Source organism: Nocardia sp. NPDC004604 (genome assembly GCF_040609795.1).
Classification (GTDB): domain Bacteria; phylum Actinomycetota; class Actinomycetes; order Mycobacteriales; family Mycobacteriaceae; genus Nocardia.
Genome location: NZ_JBEXLC010000019.1, coordinates 64137 through 81225, shown reverse-complemented (window position 1 = coordinate 81225; position 17089 = coordinate 64137). Strand labels below are relative to the sequence as shown.

Here is a 17089-nt window from a genome sequence, read left to right as displayed (position 1 = left end):
CACATCAGCTACCACCCCGGTGCTTGTTTTACGAGCGACCGTTCGCGGCCCGTCTCGCGTCCGAGCCGTCGAGACTCGCGACTGCGTCGAATGCGCTTCGACGACTCGGCTGAGTTCGATGGCCGAGCCTTCGGCTCGGACGCGAGACGGGCCGCGAACGGGTCGCTCGTAAGACTCGCTCCGTGGTGGTCGCTGATGTGTGGACCGTTCGGCACCGGGCGTACACCGCCCAGCGGTTGAGACTCGTGACCGCGGCGCATGCGCTTCGACGGTGCGGCGCGAGACGGGCTGCGAACTCCCTGTTCGTAAGACTCGCTCCGTGGTGGCTCGGGTATTGCGAGCTGGTGTTGCACTGTTCTGGCGGTGCTGGGTCTTCATGTGCGGCACACGATAGCCAGCTTCCCGCATGCGTTTGGCCTTATATATCTGTGGCGGCGGCGCGGGTTGCGCTGGAATATCGGTTGGGCGGGCTCGGTAAGCTGCTACCTCGTGGTTTCGCCCAAGTCCGAGGATGCAGCGTTGGATCGACGTACCCGATTGCTGGCCGCGGCCGCGGTCACGCTCGGACGGCTATCCGATGTGCTGACGCCATTGGGCGAGTTGTTCGCCGCGCGCGGTCATGAGCTGTACCTGGTCGGGGGCAGTGTGCGCGACGCCGTGCTCGGGCGGCTGGGGACCGATCTGGATTTCACCACCGATGCCAGGCCGGAGCAGGTGCAGGAGTTGCTGCGCGGCTGGGCCGATCATCTGTGGGATACCGGTGGGCTGGCCTTCGGCACGGTGAGCGCGTCGAAGGCCGATCAGCAATTGGAGATCACCACCTTTCGCAGCGATACCTATGACCGGGTGTCGCGCAATCCCGAGGTGACCTTCGGTGATTCGCTCGCGGGCGATCTGGTGCGCCGCGATTTCACGGTCAACGCGATGGCGGTGAAGATCGGGGCCGAGGGGTCGCTGGAGTTCGTCGATCCGCTCGGCGGCATGGACGCGCTGCTCGCCGGAATGCTGGATACCCCGGCGGCGCCGGAGGATTCGTTCCATGACGATCCGCTGCGGATGCTGCGCGCGGCGCGCTTCGTCGCGCAACTCGGCTTCGAACTGCAGCCGCGGGTGCGGGCCGCGATCACCGCGATGGCGGGTGAGATCGAGCGGATCACCGCCGAGCGGGTGCGCACCGAACTGGATAAACTCATCGCCTCCGCACATCCGATCGACGGCATCAACGTCATGTGCGAGACCGGTCTGGCCCAGCTGGTGCTGCCCGAGGTGCCCGCGATGAAGCTGGAGATCGACGAGCACCACCAGCACAAGGATGTGTACTGGCATTCGCTCACCGTGCTGCAGCAGGCCATCGACCTGGAGGAGGGCGATCCGGACCTGGTGCTGCGCTGGGCCGCGCTGCTGCACGATATCGGCAAGCCCGATACCAAGCGCAATGAACCGGGCGGCGGCGTCAGCTTCCACCACCACGAGGTGGTCGGCGCGAAGATGGTGCGCAAGCGGATGCGAGCGCTCAAGTATCCCAAGCAGTTCACCGAGGACGTGGCGCGACTGGTGTTCCTGCACTTGCGTTTTCACGGCTATGGCAAGGGGCAGTGGACCGATTCGGCGGTGCGCCGCTATGTCACCGATGCCGATGATCTGCTGCCCCGGCTGCACAAACTGGTTCGCGCCGACTGCACCACCCGCAATAAGCGCCGGGCCGCCGCGCTGCGCGCCACCTATGACGAGCTGGAGTCGCGCATCGCCCGGCTGCAGGAGCAGGAGGATCTGGATCGGGTCCGCCCGGATCTGGACGGCAACACGATCATGGAGCTGCTCGGCATTCCCGCGGGGCCCGAGGTCGGCAAGGCGTGGCGGTACCTGAAGGAGCTGCGGCTGGACCGCGGACCGCTCAGCCGGGACGAGGCCGAGGCCGCGCTGCTGGAATGGTGGAAGTCCCAGGGCTGAATGTCCCGGGCCTGAATGTCGCAGGGCGGAAACGGGATTCGCTGCTCGGTCAGAAGACGATCAGCGTGGTCCCGGCCACGATCGCCGAGCGGATCTGCGCCAGCTCGAATGAGCCGGTGATCTGCGGCAGTTCGACCCGGAAGCGCACCAGATCGCCCTCGCGGGTGGCGTGCACGATGCGCGCGTCATTCGGCAGCCGATCCAGCAGGATCGCCGGGACGGCCAGGATATTTCGCGGTATTCGCATGCCCGACCAGCTCGCCCGCTGGATCTCGACGGTCACCAGGTTGTCGCGCACCTGCGCCTCCACCAATGCGGTGATGCGGCGGCGTCGATGCTTCGCCCGGATCAGTCCACTCGCGTCGATGCCGAGCTGCCAGTTCGGCTGTTGGGTATTGAGCCAGCCGACCAGCGCCTTGGTGGTGACGGTCCCGTTCAGGTCCAGCTGCTGTGCCCGCACCTTGGTCGGCACGCCGGGTACCAGGCGGACCCCGTGCGCGATCACGGTGACCTGTTCGATCGGGTGATCGTCCCAGCGCATCCTGGACAGCACGGTCTTGGTCTGGAAATGCGCGCCGCGGCGGCGCACCTTGAGCACCTGCAGCGTGGCGTGCAGGTCGTGGCCGAGCAGGGCGGCGCTGACCTCTTGGCCGCCGAACCGGCTGAGAATGCCCTCACTCAGCACGGTCATCAGCACGTCCGGCATCAACGCGGTGACCGTGCCCGCACCGAGGTCGGCCACCGGATCGACCCAGGCGGTGGTGAACGAGAGCCACTGTTCCAGCAGCGATTGGTCGAGAAGTCGCTTCCCCAAGTCGACGGCCCGCATCGGTGACCATGACGTCGGATCGAAATACGTGGCCATGATTGCTCCGAGCGTACTTGGCCTCGGCCAACACAACCATGCTCGCGGCTGTGACGAAGTGGGCAATAGTGCGTATCCACGGAATGACATGGCCGAATGCGGCGGCGATTCTGTCCGTATCTACGGATCGATATGCGCATTTCATCCGTATTTGCGGAATTATGCTGACGCGGTGGCGACTCTCCGGATACGTGATGCGGCCGAACTGCTCGGTGTCGGCGATGACACCGTGCGGTGCTGGATCGATTCCGGAGCACTGGCGGCGGCACAGGATGCCTCTGGCCGTCCGGTGATCGAGGGCGAGGAGTTGGCGGCCCTGGCCGTCGAACAGGCTCGGACTCGCTTCGGCGGTGCCGGTTCAGCGCGCAATCGGTTTCCCGGATTGGTTACCCATGTGGTGGTCGATATGGTCATGGCTCGGGTGCAGATGCAATGCGGACCGTTCACAGTGGTGGCGTTGATGAGCAGCGAGGCGGTGCGCGAGCTCGGACTGGAGCCGGGCAGTGTGGCGATGGCGAGCGTGACGGCGACCACGGTCGCGGTCGAAACGTCCGCCGAATGAGACTGTCGTGATCCCATCCGGAAATCTGAAAGCCCTTGCCGGACTGCGGCCCGCTGTGCCGGGTGGTGGCCGAGGCGCCTCGATATCGGCCGCGTCATCCAGCTTCAGCTACCGTATCCTCCACCGCCGGGTGTCTCGATGACCAGCACGTCACCGGAATTCAGCTGCGCCGAATCTGCGCCGCGCAACTCCTGCACCGTGCCGTCCGCACGCTCGATCCGGTTGCGGCCCATGGCCCCCGGCGCGCCGCCCGCCATGCCGTAGGGCGGCACCCGCCGATGACTCGACAGCGTCGATACCGTGACCGCCTCGGTGAACCGCAGTCGGCGCACCGCACCGTCACCGCCGTGCCATCGACCCGCGCCGCCGCTGCCCGTGCGCACCGAGAATTCCTCGAGCAGTACCGGCAGCCGCCACTCCAGCACCTCCGGGTCGGTGAGCCGGGAGTTGGTCATATGGGTCTGGACCACCGGCGCGCCGTCGAATCCGTCGCCAGCGCCGGAACCGGAACCGATCGTCTCGTAGTACTGGCTGCGGTCATTGCCGAAGGTGACATTGTTCATCGTGCCCGATCCCTCGGCCTGCACTCCGAGCGCCGCGTACAGCGCACCGGTAATCGCCTGGGAGGTCTCGACATTGCCAGCGACGACCGCGGCGGGCGGTTCGGGCGCGAGCATCGAGCCGGGCGGCACGATGATCTTCAGCGGGCGCAGGCAGCCGTCGTTGAGCGGGATATCGTCTGCGACCAGTGTGCGGAAGACATAGAGGACCGCCGCGTTCGCCACGGCATAGGGTGCGTTGAAATTACCGTCCAGCTGCGCCGAGGTGCCACTGAAATCGATGGTGGCGCTGCGGTTTTCCCGATCAACGGTGACCCGGACGTGAATGATGGCACCCAGATCGGTCTCGTAGGCGTATTCGCCGTCGTCGAGCGCGTCGATGACGCGGCGCACCGATTCCTCCGCATTGTCCTGCACGTGACGCATATACGCCTCGACGACATCGAGCCCGAAGTGCTCGATCATCTTCCCGACCTCGTCGACACCCTTGGCATTGGCGGCGATCTGCGCACGCAGATCGGCGAGATTGGTGGCCGGATTGCGGGACGGATAGGGCGCTTCGGCGAGCAACCGGAAGGTCTGCGCCTCCCGGAACCGGCCGTTCTCCACGAGCAGCCAGTTGTCGAAGATGACCCCCTCCTCCTCGATGCGACGGCTGTTCGCTGGCATCGAGCCGGGGGCGATGCCGCCGATCTCCGCGTGATGACCACGCGAGGCGACATAGAAGAGGATCTGGGTGCCCGCGGTGTCGAATACCGGCGTGATCACCGTGACATCGGGCAGATGGGTGCCGCCGTGGTAGGGATCGTTGACGGCGTAGGTGTCGCCGGGGCGCATCGTCTCCCCGGATTGCCTGCGCCGGATGACCTCCTTGACACTGGTACCCATCGATCCGAGATGTACCGGAATATGCGGCGCGTTGGCGACGAGATTGCCGTCGGGATCGAACAGCGCGCACGAGAAGTCCAGGCGCTCTTTGATGTTCACCGATTGAGCGGTCGACTCCAGTCGCGCGCCCATCTGTTCGGCGATCGACATGAACAGATTGTTGAAGACCTCGAGCAGCACCGGATCCGCCTCGGTACCGGCCTGCGGTCCGGTCGCCACCACGACGCGTTCCATGATCAGATGCCCGAGCTCGTTCAGCACCGCCTGCCAGCCGTCGTCGACGACCGTGGTGGAGTTGTCCTCGGTAATGACGGCGGGTCCGAGTACCGCCTTACCGGGTACCAATTCCGCACGCCGGTAGAGGAATATCTTGCGCCAAGCGCCGTCGGTGTGCAGCCGGACGGAGCTGGGCTCGCCGGTGGCCGCGCGTCCGGCCAGATCGGCCAGATCGGGTGGTTCGGTGAGTCCGGTCGCTTCGACCGAAAGCGCCTCGATGACGATCGGGCGGTCCAGTACGAAGGAGTAGGTCTTGCGATGGCGCTCGACGAAATCCGTTGCCATGCTCGCCGGTTCGGTGAGTGCCACGGTCAGCGTGGTATCGGTGCCGTCATAGCGCAGCTGGGCGCGGCGCGCGACGCGCACCCGGTGTAGGGGCACATCCTCGCCGAGTAGTTCGGCGCGAGCGAGGGCCTCCAGATCGTCGGCGATTTCGCCGACGCGCGACATGGACTCATCGCGCAGCGGCAATTCCACCGATCGCTCCCGCATGGCGGTGGTATCGGCCAGACCGATGCCGAGCGCGGAGAGCACACCGGCCATCGGCGGCACCACCACGGTGCGGATGCCCAGGGAATCGGCCACCTTGCAGGCGAGTTGACCGCCCGCGCCGCCGAAGGTGGTCAGCGCGTACCGGGTGACATCGTGGCCCTTCTGCACCGAGATCCGCTTGATCGCGGCGGCGATATTGGCGACCGCGATCTCGAGATAGCCCTCGGCGACCTGTTCCGGGGTGCGATCGTCACCGGTGCTTTCGGCGATTTCGCTGGCCAATTCCGCGAATCGGTCGCGGACCAGCGCATCGTCGAGCGATTCACTGCCGCTCGGACCGAAAACCCTTGGAAAGTACTCGGATTGGATGCGCCCGAGCATGACGTTGGCATCGGTGACGGTCAGCGGTCCGCCGCCGCGGTAACAGGCGGGTCCCGGTACCGCGCCCGCGGAATCGGGGCCGACCCGGTAGCGGCTGCCGTCGAAGTGCAGGATCGAGCCGCCGCCCGCCGCGACCGTGTGGATATCGAGCATCGGCGCGCGCAGCCGGACCCCGGCGATCTGAGTGGTGAAGACCCGCTCGTATTCGCCAGCGAAATGCGAGACATCCGTGGAGGTTCCGCCCATATCGAATCCGATGACGCGGTCGAATCCGGCGAGTTCGGACATCCGCACCATGCCGACGATGCCGCCCGCCGGACCCGACAGGATGGCGTCCTTACCGCGGAACTGGCCCGCCTCGGTGAGTCCGCCATTGGACTGCATGAACATCAGTCGCACGCCGGTGAGCTGGTCGGCGACCTGCTGGACGTAGCGGCGCAGCACCGGCGAGAGATAGGCGTCCACCACCGTGGTGTCCCCGCGCGGCACCAGCTTCATCAGCGGGCTGACCTCGCTGGACAGCGAGATCTGCGGAAATCCGATATCGCGGGCGACGCGGCCGATCGCCTGTTCGTGCGCGGGATAGAGGTGCGAATGCATACAGACCACGGCAATGGCGCGAATACCGCTGTCGTACAGCGGCCTCAGTGCCTCGACCAGCGCGTCCAGGTTCGGCGGTGTCAGCACCGTGCCATCGGCCGCGACGCGTTCGTCCACCTCGATCACGTGCTCGTGCAATAGTTCCGGCAGCACGATCTCCCGTGCGAAGATCTGCGGGCGATTCTGGTAGGCGATGCGCAGCGCGTCGCGGAACCCCCCGGTGATCACCAGCACGGTGCGTTCGCCCTTGCGCTCGAGCAGGGCGTTGGTGGCGACCGTGGTACCCATCCGGACGGCTTCGATATCGGCGTCGCCCTGCCCCGCGTCCGCGAGGATTTCGCGAATGCCCGCCACCGCGGAGTCGTCGTAGCGCGCCGGATTCTCCGAGAGCAGCTTGTGGGTGACGAGCCTGCCGTCGGGTCGCCTGGCCACCACATCGGTGAAGGTGCCGCCCCGATCGATCCAGAACTGCCAGCCCGGTCCGTCCGCCGGGCGCGCGGTGGCGCTGACCGTCACCGGAGCCGCCTGTGCTGAATGCGCTGGTCGATCACATGCGCACCATACCGAACCGCGGTCGGTCCGACCCGATCGCGATCAGTGCGGCGGATCGATTTTCGCGTGCATGAGATACACGTTGTAGGAATCCCACGCCGAGATGGTGAAATACAGATCTTCCGCCGTGGACCACGGATGGATGAAGCCGCCGTAGGCCTTCGGATAGTCGTCGGTCGAGACCAGCGCGACGCCATCGGTCCACGCACCCTGCGGCGCCGCCGCGGTGCGCAGCACGATCGCACCGCGGGCGGAGTCGAGGTAGGTCATCTGCCACTGCTTGCTGTCCTTGTCGAACCGCACCGACAGTTCGCTGGCCATGCCGAGAACCAAAGGTGTGGCCTGGTTTTCGGCGCAGGGGGCCCAGCTGCCGCCGACCCAGTACTGGTAGGCCGATTTGTTCAGCACCTCGGTCTTCGGCACCCTGGCCAGGCCGATCACACCGATCCGGCCATTGGGCGTACCGAACATGTAGACGTAATCGCCCTGCGGCACCATGGCCGCCACCTGGAAGCGGCCGAGTCCGAAGAAGTTGTCCCACTTGGCATGTTGGTCCTTGACCCAGGTGCGGCCATTGTCGTCGGAGTATGCGAGTCCGCCGTAGTTGGTCGACCACATGCCCGGGATCCGGCTCCAGTGATTCACCGACATATAGCTCATGAACTGGCGCTTTCCGATCGCGAACCCGGAGGTCGGAATGGTCGTCGTCTCCCAGTTCTTGATCTTGCGGCTGGATAGCAATTCGGCCGCGTGACAGCGGCTGTCCTGCACCATGGTGTCGATGCTGAGGCCATCGGCAAGGTCGTGGTCGGTGCTGTAGCCGAGCACATTGCTGCGCCAATCCGGGCCGCCGACGCCGCCGCTCTGCCAGCCCTCGCCGAAGGTGTCGCCGAAGGCGACGGCGACCTCGCCGGGTTTGGTCTCCCACATGATCCCGAGATCGGTGCCGTCGACCTGCCAGCGCATATCGGTGCGATTCTGCGAACCGTGTCCGGTCACCTGACCGACCAGATCCACCGATTCCACCAGCGGCGGGGCAACAGCCGCGGCCAGCGGCCCCGGCTCGATCGGGTGCACGACCGGCGGCGGCGCGGGCTGCGGTTCGACTCCGTCACGGCCGGGCACCGGGATCGGAATGGGCTCGATCTCCGGGCGGATCTCTATGCGCGGCAGCTGGATCGATGCAGAACCGGAGCTGGACCCGGATCCGGAACCCGAACTCGAACCGGATCCCGAACCCGAGCTGGACCCGGTGTTGGGTGCGGTATTCGGTTGCGGATCGGTGGCGGGCTCCGGTGGTTTCGGGGTGTCGCGCACATCCGGGCACGGGTTGCGGCACGGGTCATCGGGCAGCGGCTCCGGATCGATCCGGGTGTTGTCCGGCGGTGGGTCGGGCACCGGCACCGGCGTGATCTCCGGAACCGGCACCGGGATATCGATCTGCGGGGGCAGCTGTGGCAGCGGCGGAGGCGGCGGTGCGTTCGGATCCGGCGCCCGGTTCAATGGATCGAATCCGATCTCGCCGCAACTGTTCACCGGCGGCGGCGCCCACGGATATTGCGCGGCCTGCGCGACGGGCGTCGGTATGGTCAGCGCCCCGGCCAGCAGTAGGCCGAACAACGCGGGTGCACAGGGATAGGTGGCCGCCGCCGCGAATACCCGCGTGCTGGTCGGCCGAAATCCCATGTCTTGTTGGCTCCCTGTCGATTCGGGTCGATGGAAGATCAAGTTACTCGACCGCGCTGTCGGAATGCGGTATCGCGAGCGGGTGCGATGGTATCGAATTCGCATTGGCTTCGCGCGATGACGGAACCGGATGGCCGGGCGCCGCGTCCAAATAGATATGAACGAGATCGAGTACGTATTCGGGACCGGCGACGGCACGGTCCACATCTGGACCAGCCAGGCGGAGCTGGATCTATCCGGATCGGGTGTGGGTGACGCGGTCGGCCTCGACTTCGACGGCGACGGCCTGGCCGATGACGTGCTATGGGATTCGCACGGCACCGGCATCGCCGATGTGGTCGGGTTGGATCTCGACGACGACGGCGTACCCGACCACTTCTTCACCGATCCGACTGGCAATGGCACCTGGAATCACGAGATAACCGGCAATCCGGCCGATGCGGACAGCGAACACCTCGACTGGATCGTGCGCACCGAGCCGGAGCCGGACCACCTCGCCGCCAATGGGTTCGGCGCGGCACTGTCGAATCATGATGAGCCGTTGCCGGATTCCCCACCGTCGGATCCGCATGCCGCGGCGGACGGCGTCACGCAGCGATTCGCTGCGGGGTGGCGGTCAGCAGACGGATGGGCGCAGGTGGCCGGGTTCGGGGAGCACCGCACCTGGTCCGCCGATGAACCCGGTTACCCCGCAACGCCGTTCAGTTGACGACCGGTGCGCGCCGGTTGTTCAGCGCGATGGCCGCGATTCCGGCGCAATAGATCCCGGCGCCGACCAGCACCACCCCGATCGAGCGTCCGTCCGCCGGTATCACCAGCGCGGTAGCCGCGATTGCCGCCACGAACGCGATATTGAAGACGGTGTCCTGCAAGGCGAATACCTGACCGCGCCTGGTGTCACCGATATCGATCTGCATCGTCGCGTCACCGGTCAATTTGATGATCTGCCCAGCCAGCCCGAACAGGAACGCACCGACGAGCAGCAGCTGATGCGCCCGATGCGCCGCGGTACCGGCCGTTGCGATGGCGGTCGGCGTGACCAGCGTCAACTGGACCACGGTCGCGATGCACAGACCGAGCACGACCGTGCGCGTCCGGCCCAGGCGCGGAATCAGCAGCGGTGCGACGACCGCCGCGACCAGCATCCCCGCCGCGGTGGCGCCGATGGCGAGCCCGAAACGGGTCAGCCCGGTATTGGTCCCGCCGCCGTCGACCGGCGCCTGCCGCAGCACCAGCACCATGATCAGGGTGTTGGTGCCGAAGACGATCCGGTGCGCGCCGATGCCGATCATCGCGGTGGTGACCTGAACCGCCCCCCAAACCGCCGCCGCACCATGGCGCAGGCCGGTGAGGACCGCATGTATCGCACTGTCACGCACCGCCGTTCCCGGCTCCGGACCCAGCACCCCGGCCCCGAATCCGGCCGCGAGCACCGCACCGAAGACCGACCAGACCGCGCTGATCGCCACCGCGATCGCCGAGGCGAAATCACCGGCACCGATCAGTCCGATGATCGCGACCGCGGCGGCGGCACCGACACCGGCGCAGCCGGAGGCCACCGTGGCGAGCACCGAATTCGCGGGCACCAGCCAGTGCTGGTCCAGCACCCGGGGCAGGGCCGCGGACACACCGGAGAGTACGAATCTGCTGATCCCGACCACGGCCAGCGCGAGCAGCAATAGGGGCGTCGAACTGCTACCCGCCAAGAGCCCGACGCTGACCGCGCCGATCAGAATCGCCCGCAGCACATTGGCGACCAGCAGTACCGCTCGCCGGTCCCAGCGGTCCAGCAGTGCACCGGCATAGGGTCCGATCAGCGAGTACGGCAGCAAGAGCACCGCGAAGGCGGCGGCGATGGCCAGCGGATCGGTCTCGCGTTCCGGATTGAACAGGATGGCGCCCGATAGCGCCGCCTGGAACATGCCGTCGCCGAACTGACCGGTGAAGCGGACCAGGGCCAGGCGCAGCACGCCGGGACTCTCGCGCAGCGCCGTCTGTAGCGATACCGGTCGCTCGTCCGCGGGAGTAGAGCCTTCGGGGCGACCAGTGGACACGTCGAAAGGCTACTGTGTTCGATCGCGGTGCCTTCGGAACGTCGCTCGTACGAATCGCTCCGTAGTGGTCGGGCAGGTGGCCGTGTCGCCGATCAAACGCATTTGACCAGGGCGGAGATCGTTTCGCGCATATCAGGGGCCATCGGCAGCTCGTCCAGGGCCGCGGCATCGATCCAGGCGAAGGCGTCGTGTTCACCGGGCTCCAGCGCTACCTCACCCGGCTCCACCTCGACCATGAAGCTGTACTTGCGGACCCTGGCCTTGGTCCGGGTGGCGTAGTCGAAGCCGCCGAGGAAGTCGGTGATATCGCGCACACGCAAACCGGTCTCCTCGAACAGCTCGCGTGCCACGCATTCGGCCAGCGTCTCCCCGGATTCGACTCCGCCACCAGGCAGTTCGTACATTCCGCCGTGGTAATCGTCCGGTACGCGGCGGACTACCAGGAGTTTGCCGTCTCGGAAAACCGCAACACCGACGACGAAATCGCTGATCCCATCGCGCTGTGCGGCATTGCGGAGTTGTCGCTCGATGCGGGCGAGTGCCTCGGGTCGCATCTGGTCGTCACCTCCGGTTGCGTTGTGGCGCATGGTGTTACGAATCCGCCCTGGGTGTGGGCGGCCGCATCGGTGCGGTGGCGGGTTGATCAGGGGTGACGATTCGACGAACCGGTTGGTAGTGCTCGCCTGCCGTTCACCCGCCGGTCGCTCGCGTAAAATGCCGAGTGCAGGACAATTTACTAGGAATTCGGAGTACCGCGTCGTACGTGCTCCTACCCTGAAAGGTGATCGGTGCACGGTCCCGAGAGGAGGACCATGATGTCCACACTCACGACACCACACATCGATGTCCATCGCGGCGGCGATCGCATGAAAACGCGCGTGTCCTGGCTGGATTCGAAGCACTCGTTCTCCTTCGGGGAGCACTACGATCCCGACAACACCCATCACGGACTGCTGCTCGTCAATAACGAGGATATTGTTTCCCCTGGTCAGGGCTTTGAAACCCATCCGCACCGGGATATGGAGATCGTGACCTGGGTGCTCGGCGGCAGCCTGGTGCACCAGGATTCGCTCGGTCACAGCGGCGTCATCTATCCCGGCCTGGCGCAGCGGATGAGCGCGGGCACCGGAATCCTGCATTCGGAGAAGAACGACTCCTGGCGGCTGGACCGCGGCACCGAACACGACGAGCCGGTGCATTTCGTGCAGATGTGGGTGGTCCCCGACGAGCCGGGTCTGGAGCCGGGCTATCAGCAGCTCGAGATCGACGACGAATTGGCGGGTGGCTCGCTGGTGACCGTGGCCTCCGGCCTGCCGCGTTACCGCGACCGGACCGCGATCGCCATCGGCAGCAGTCATTCGGCGATGCACGTGGCGCGCATGGCGGGCACCGGTGACACCGAGCAGTCGGTCGAGCTACCTGACGCACCGTACCTACATCTGTTCGTCGCCAGGGGCGAGGTGGAGATGGAGGGTGTCGGCCCGCTGTACACGGGTGATGCGGTGCGGCTGACCAGGTCGGGTGGGCAGCGGGTGATCGCCCGCGGACCCGCGGAGATTCTGGTCTGGGAGATGCACGCGCGGCTCGGCTCGCAGCCCTAGCGATAGCCCGTAGGTCGCTGGAAAGGATCGGCCGGGCACGGCATTAACATCCGCGCTCCGATAGTGCGATCAGTAGCCGATTGCCGCGCAAGCGCACCGGTTGAGAGGAAGCCCATGTCGCAGTATCCGCCGCCAGGCCAATATCCACCGCCCGGTGACTATCCACGTCCTGAGCCGTATCAGCGGCAGCCCAACTACTGGCAGGAATCGCCCAAGCGGACGGGCCTGGCCATCACCACATTGGTGCTCGGCATCCTGGGCTTCCTGAGTTGCTGGACGCTGATCGGCGGCTACCTGTTCGGCCTGTTCGCACTGATCTTCGGCATCATCGCGTTGTTCAAGATCCGTTCCGGCAGCGCGGGCGGCACCGGTATGGCCGTCACCGGCCTCATCCTCGGCGTGCTCGCCCTGGTCGCGGCGATCGTGCTCAGCATTGTCGGCTGGAGCTTCTTCGTCGACTCCGGCGGTAAGGACTACCTGGACTGCGTGCAGAAGGCGGGCAACGATCAGACCAAGCTCAACGAATGCCGGGACAAGTGGCAGCACAGCATCGAGCAGAGCTTCAGCGTGACGCTCACTCCGCGCCCGAGCCCGTGAGGTGAGTGACCACCGACCGTTCGAGTTCGCGCCCGCCTTTGCTGGCACACGCCCTGGTCGCGGCGATGACATCGCACAGCTCCGGACGGTAGTCGTCCTCGGGTGACGCGATCCAGACCCGGTAGCCGCTGAGCTCGTCGGTCGGCGAGGGCAGCACGATCCGGCTGCCGGGCAATGCCACCGAGGCGCACACCCGGAACAGTTCCGGGAACAGCGTCATATCGAGATATGAGTTGTCGGTCGGACCGGTGAGGAAGGACCAGCGGCTGGAGCGCGGATGCGCGATGATCGGTCCGGTGCGCCCGCAGGCAGCCAGCAGGTGGGCGTGCACACGCTTGCCGAGTACGGCGGGCATGACGACCGCGCCGACCGCGCCGATCTCCAACAGGATGCGCCCGAGTGCGGGATCGACGACCCCGTAGAGTCCGTTGTCCTTGCGGTAGCGGCGACAGCGGGCCAAGGCTTCCTGGGCCGCCGCGAAGTCCTGGGCCGCTAGGTGGCTACCCGGTTCCATTCGCGACGTACTCATGACGGACCTCGCCTCGATTTTGAGTGGATCGACGTGAAAAGCAAAAAGTTGCCGCAGATCTCGACCATAGACCGGCACAACTGGGATGACAATAGTCACACGCCGGGAAATTCTCGGGCGTAAGATCATTAGCCATGGCACCCGTTTCCCCCACAGTTGCTCGTTGGGAACTGGTGCTGCGTCTGCGGGAATTGCGCGAACAGCGCGGCTTCGATTCGGCGACCTTCGCCAAGCGGGTCGGCTTCACTCCGGCCAATTGGTCGCACGTCGAGAAGGGGCGGCGAGTTCTCACCACCAACACCATCGGCCCGGTACTCGAACTGCTAGAGGTGGACGCCGAGGAGCGCGAGGAGTTGCTGGCCCTGCTCGAGGCGAGCAAACAGCGTGGCTGGTGGGCCAAATCGTCGGCCCTGATCGGGCCGGAACTGCAGCGGCTGTACGGCATGGAGTTCGGCGCGCACAGCATTCGCAGCTATGACAGTTTGGTGTTTCCCGGACTGCTACAGACCGAGGATTACGCTCGCGCACTCATCCGTGCGGACGTGATGATCCGTCCGGTACAGGTCGAGCAACTGGTAGCCATCCGGATGCGGCGCCAGGATCGGCTGCGCGGTAAGGGGGCGGTCGAGCTGACCGCGGTAATCGGCGAGGGCACCCTGCTGCAGCAGACCGGCGGTCCTGAAGTACTGCGCGGACAGTTGGAGTATCTGGCGAAGTTGATCGAGCAACTCGACAATATCGAGGTGCGGGTCATCCCGTTCGCTGCCAAGGCGGGGGCGGTGCTCGGCGGTTCCAGCTTCCATCTGATCGACTTCGCCGGCGAACAGCTGCCGACCTTCGCCTGGGCCGAGAGCGCGGTCTTCGGCGGAGCGGTCGACGACCCGGAACAGGTACGCGATTTGAGCTTCGCTTATGTTCGCGCGCTGGAGCAGTCGTTGACTCGTGACGAGTCATTGGCGCTGATCAGCCGCTATGCACGAGTGTAAAATCCTGCCCATGGCCACCACCGCTACCCTCCGGTCGGTTTTTACTGACTGGTTCACGTCGACTCGATCGAACAACGGCAATCAATGCGTCGAGGTCCGGTTCGATGGTGACGCGGTGCTCATCCGTGACAGCAAATACCGCCGCAACCCGGCCAACCGCCCCGCCGAAGAGCCCGTCATCACCGTTACCGCGAGCCTCTGGACCTCGTTCATCAACCTCCTCAACAGCGGGCGATCGCACAACGAGTTGATCGCGCACATGCACGCCGACGGCAGCGCCACCGTGCGCCACGGCGATATCACTCTGACCTACACCTCCGAAGAGTGGGATGCCTTCCTCGCCGGAGCGCGCGACGGCGAATTCGACCGCATCATTCTCCCCGCCTGACCGTTCCTCCCCGGCCGTCCGCGCGGCCGGGGCAAACCAGGGCGACGGCATTCTCGTCACCTCGGCATACTGGAGATCGTGACTTCCGATCTGAGCAGTCCCTCCGGTATCGATCTTTCCTACCTCGACCAGGCCGTTCGGGTGCAAGACGACCTGTTCGCCCATGTCAACGGCACTTGGCTGGATACCTATGAGATACCCGCGGACCGCGCGGTCGACGGTGCCTTCCGGGCGCTGTACGACCAGGCGGAACTGGATGTCCAGGCGATCATCCAGAACACTGCTGGCTCATCGGCCGAGCACGGCAGTGCTGCGCGCAAGATCGGTGATCTGTATTCGAGCTTCATGGACACCGAGACGGTGGCCTCGCTCGGACTCGCGCCCATCGCGGGTGAACTCACCGAGATCCGCGAGATCGCCGACCGCGGTGCCTTCGCCGCGCTGCTCGGCAGGTTGCAGCGCACCGGCGTCGGCGGCGCGCTCGGTGTGTATGTCGATACCGACGATAAGAACTCCAATCGGTATCTCGCGCACGCCACCCAGTCCGGGATCGGGCTGCCCGACGAGTCCTATTACCGGCAGGACGAATTCGCCGAGATCCGGGCCGAGTACATCGCGCATATCGGGCGGATGTTCGCCCTGGCCGCCGCCGAACCGCAGATCGCCGCGCTACTGCCCGACGATCTGGCGACGGTCGGGCAGCGGGTGTTCGAACTGGAGCGCAAACTCGCGGCCGGGCACTGGGATGTGGTGCGCCGTCGCGATGCCGAACTGAGCTACAACCTGACCACCTACGACACGCTGGTCGCGGAGAATCCGGAATTCGATTGGCATGCCTGGACTTCCGCGCTCGCCGAGGGGGTATCCGAGCCCGGTCCCGGGCTGTTCGCCGAAGTGGTTGTGCGCCAGCCGGATTACGTGCGCACCTTCGCACAGACCTGGGCCGCCGAATCGCTGGCCGACTGGCAGGCCTGGGCGATGTGGCGGCTGTTGCGTTCGCGCGCGGCCTATCTCACCGATCCCATTGTCGAGGAGAACTTCGACTTCTACGGCCGCACCCTCACCGGGGCGCAGGAGAACCGGGAACGCTGGAAGCGCGGTGTTTCGGTGGTGCAGGATCTGCTCGGCGAGGCGGTCGGGAAGCTGTATGTGGCCGAACACTTCCCGCCGGAGGCCAAGGCGCGGATGGTCGAGCTGGTCGCGAATCTGCAGGAGGCCTACCGTCGCAATATCGCCGATCTGGACTGGATGGGCCCCGAGACCAGGGCCGCGGCGCTGGCCAAACTGGAGAAGTTCACCCCCAAGATCGGCTACCCGGATAAGTGGCGCGACTATTCCGCCATCGTGATCGTGCCGACCGATCTGGTCGGCAACTATCGTCGCGGCTACGCCGCCGAACACGACCGCGATCTGAACAAGCTCGGCGGACCGGTCGACCGCGGCGAATGGTTCATGACCCCGCAGACGGTGAACGCCTACTACAACCCGGGCATGAACGAAATCGTCTTCCCCGCCGCCATTCTGCGGCCGCCGTTCTTCGATATGCACGCCGACGCCGCCGCCAACTACGGCGGTATCGGTGCGGTGATCGGGCACGAAATCGGGCACGGGTTCGACGATCAGGGCGCCAAGTACGATGGCGATGGCAATATGGTCGACTGGTGGACCGATGCCGACCGCGCCGAATTCGGCAAGCGCACAAAGGCTTTGATCGATCAGTACAGTGTGCTGTCGCCCAAGGCGCTGTCCGAAGACCACACCGTCAATGGTGAATTCACCATCGGCGAGAATATCGGCGACCTCGGTGGTCTCTCCATCGCCTTGGCTGCGTACCGGATCGCTCTCGAAGGCGCGGAGCCGCCGGTGATCGACAGTCTCACCGGTATGCAGCGCGTCTTCTACGGTTGGGCCCAGGTCTGGCGCACCAAGGCCCGCGATGAGGAGGCCATCCGCCGCCTGGCCACCGACCCCCACTCCCCGCCGGAGTTCCGCTGCAATGCGGTGGTTCGCAATATCGACAGCTTCCACGAGGCCTTCGATGTGCAGCCGGGCGACGAGCTGTATCTGGAGCCCGCGCAGCGCGTCAAGATCTGGTGAGCATCCGACTGCCAGGTCGCCGATC

General features: G+C 65.8%; 14 protein-coding genes. 8 read left to right on the top strand and 6 right to left on the bottom strand.

Annotated features, from left to right (window positions below; all coding sequences use genetic code 11):
• The first annotated feature begins 519 nt into the window (after window positions 1–519).
• Window positions 520–1950, top strand: coding sequence for a CCA tRNA nucleotidyltransferase (locus ABZW16_RS10035; RefSeq protein WP_354954205.1), 1431 nt, complete (start codon window positions 520–522; stop codon window positions 1948–1950).
• Between the two features lie 49 nt (window positions 1951–1999).
• Here the strand turns inward: ABZW16_RS10035 and ABZW16_RS10030 are convergent, their stop codons facing one another.
• Window positions 2000–2815: a hypothetical protein gene (locus ABZW16_RS10030; protein ID WP_354954203.1), complete on the bottom strand. Its 816-nt coding sequence runs from the start codon at window positions 2813–2815 to the stop codon at window positions 2000–2002.
• A gap of 172 nt (window positions 2816–2987) precedes the next feature.
• Here ABZW16_RS10030 and ABZW16_RS10025 point away from each other — a divergent pair, with 172 nt between their 5' ends.
• Window positions 2988–3377 (top strand): TOBE domain-containing protein, encoded by a 390-nt coding sequence (locus ABZW16_RS10025; RefSeq protein ID WP_354954201.1) that lies wholly within the window; start codon window positions 2988–2990, stop codon window positions 3375–3377.
• A gap of 104 nt (window positions 3378–3481) precedes the next feature.
• Here ABZW16_RS10025 and ABZW16_RS10020 read toward each other — a convergent pair whose 3' ends face one another.
• Together ABZW16_RS10020 and ABZW16_RS10015 are read right to left on the bottom strand one after the other, a co-directional pair.
• Complete coding sequence (locus ABZW16_RS10020; RefSeq protein ID WP_354954199.1) at window positions 3482–7090, bottom strand: hydantoinase B/oxoprolinase family protein; 3609 nt, start codon at window positions 7088–7090, stop codon at window positions 3482–3484.
• Between the two features lie 78 nt (window positions 7091–7168).
• On the bottom strand, window positions 7169–8812 hold the full coding sequence (locus ABZW16_RS10015; protein WP_354954197.1) for a DUF4185 domain-containing protein: 1644 nt from the start codon (window positions 8810–8812) through the stop codon (window positions 7169–7171).
• Window positions 8813–8969: 157 nt separating this feature from the next.
• On the opposite strand from ABZW16_RS10015, the gene ABZW16_RS10010 reads away from it, so the two are divergent.
• On the top strand, window positions 8970–9521 hold the full coding sequence (locus ABZW16_RS10010; protein ID WP_354954195.1) for a hypothetical protein: 552 nt from the start codon (window positions 8970–8972) through the stop codon (window positions 9519–9521).
• Here the strand turns inward: ABZW16_RS10010 and ABZW16_RS10005 are convergent.
• Entirely contained in the window at window positions 9514–10866 is a 1353-nt protein-coding gene (locus tag ABZW16_RS10005) for an MFS transporter (protein WP_354954193.1), read from the bottom strand. The two genes, ABZW16_RS10010 and ABZW16_RS10005, sit on opposite strands and share 8 nt — an antisense overlap.
• 92 nt (window positions 10867–10958) lie before the next feature.
• Window positions 10959–11420 carry an NUDIX domain-containing protein gene (locus ABZW16_RS10000; protein WP_354954191.1) on the bottom strand — a complete coding sequence of 154 codons (462 nt, stop codon included), beginning with the start codon at window positions 11418–11420 and terminating at the stop codon, window positions 10959–10961.
• Window positions 11421–11681: 261 nt separating this feature from the next.
• On the opposite strand from ABZW16_RS10000, the gene ABZW16_RS09995 reads away from it, so the two are divergent.
• Window positions 11682–12467 carry a pirin family protein gene (locus ABZW16_RS09995; protein ID WP_354954189.1) on the top strand — a complete coding sequence of 262 codons (786 nt, stop codon included), beginning with the start codon at window positions 11682–11684 and terminating at the stop codon, window positions 12465–12467.
• A gap of 114 nt (window positions 12468–12581) precedes the next feature.
• On the top strand, window positions 12582–13064 hold the full coding sequence (locus tag ABZW16_RS09990; RefSeq protein WP_354954187.1) for a DUF4190 domain-containing protein: 483 nt from the start codon (window positions 12582–12584) through the stop codon (window positions 13062–13064).
• On the opposite strand, the gene ABZW16_RS09985 is transcribed toward ABZW16_RS09990, so the two are convergent.
• Window positions 13042–13593 carry a hypothetical protein gene (locus tag ABZW16_RS09985; protein WP_354954185.1) on the bottom strand — a complete coding sequence of 184 codons (552 nt, stop codon included), beginning with the start codon at window positions 13591–13593 and terminating at the stop codon, window positions 13042–13044. The two genes, ABZW16_RS09990 and ABZW16_RS09985, sit on opposite strands and share 23 nt — an antisense overlap.
• Before the next feature lie 134 nt (window positions 13594–13727).
• Between ABZW16_RS09985 and ABZW16_RS09980 the strand changes: the two genes are divergently transcribed.
• The 3 genes from ABZW16_RS09980 (at window position 13728) to ABZW16_RS09970 (ending at window position 17064) form a co-directional block, all read left to right on the top strand.
• A complete protein-coding gene (locus ABZW16_RS09980) occupies window positions 13728–14579 on the top strand; it encodes a Scr1 family TA system antitoxin-like transcriptional regulator (protein ID WP_354954183.1) in 852 nt (283 codons plus the stop codon).
• A 10-nt stretch (window positions 14580–14589) separates the two neighbouring features.
• A complete protein-coding gene (locus ABZW16_RS09975) occupies window positions 14590–14967 on the top strand; it encodes a DUF397 domain-containing protein (protein ID WP_354954181.1) in 378 nt (125 codons plus the stop codon).
• Between the two features lie 78 nt (window positions 14968–15045).
• A complete protein-coding gene (locus ABZW16_RS09970; protein ID WP_354954179.1) occupies window positions 15046–17064 on the top strand; it encodes a M13-type metalloendopeptidase in 2019 nt (672 codons plus the stop codon).
• The last annotated feature ends 25 nt before the right edge of the window (window positions 17065–17089 follow it).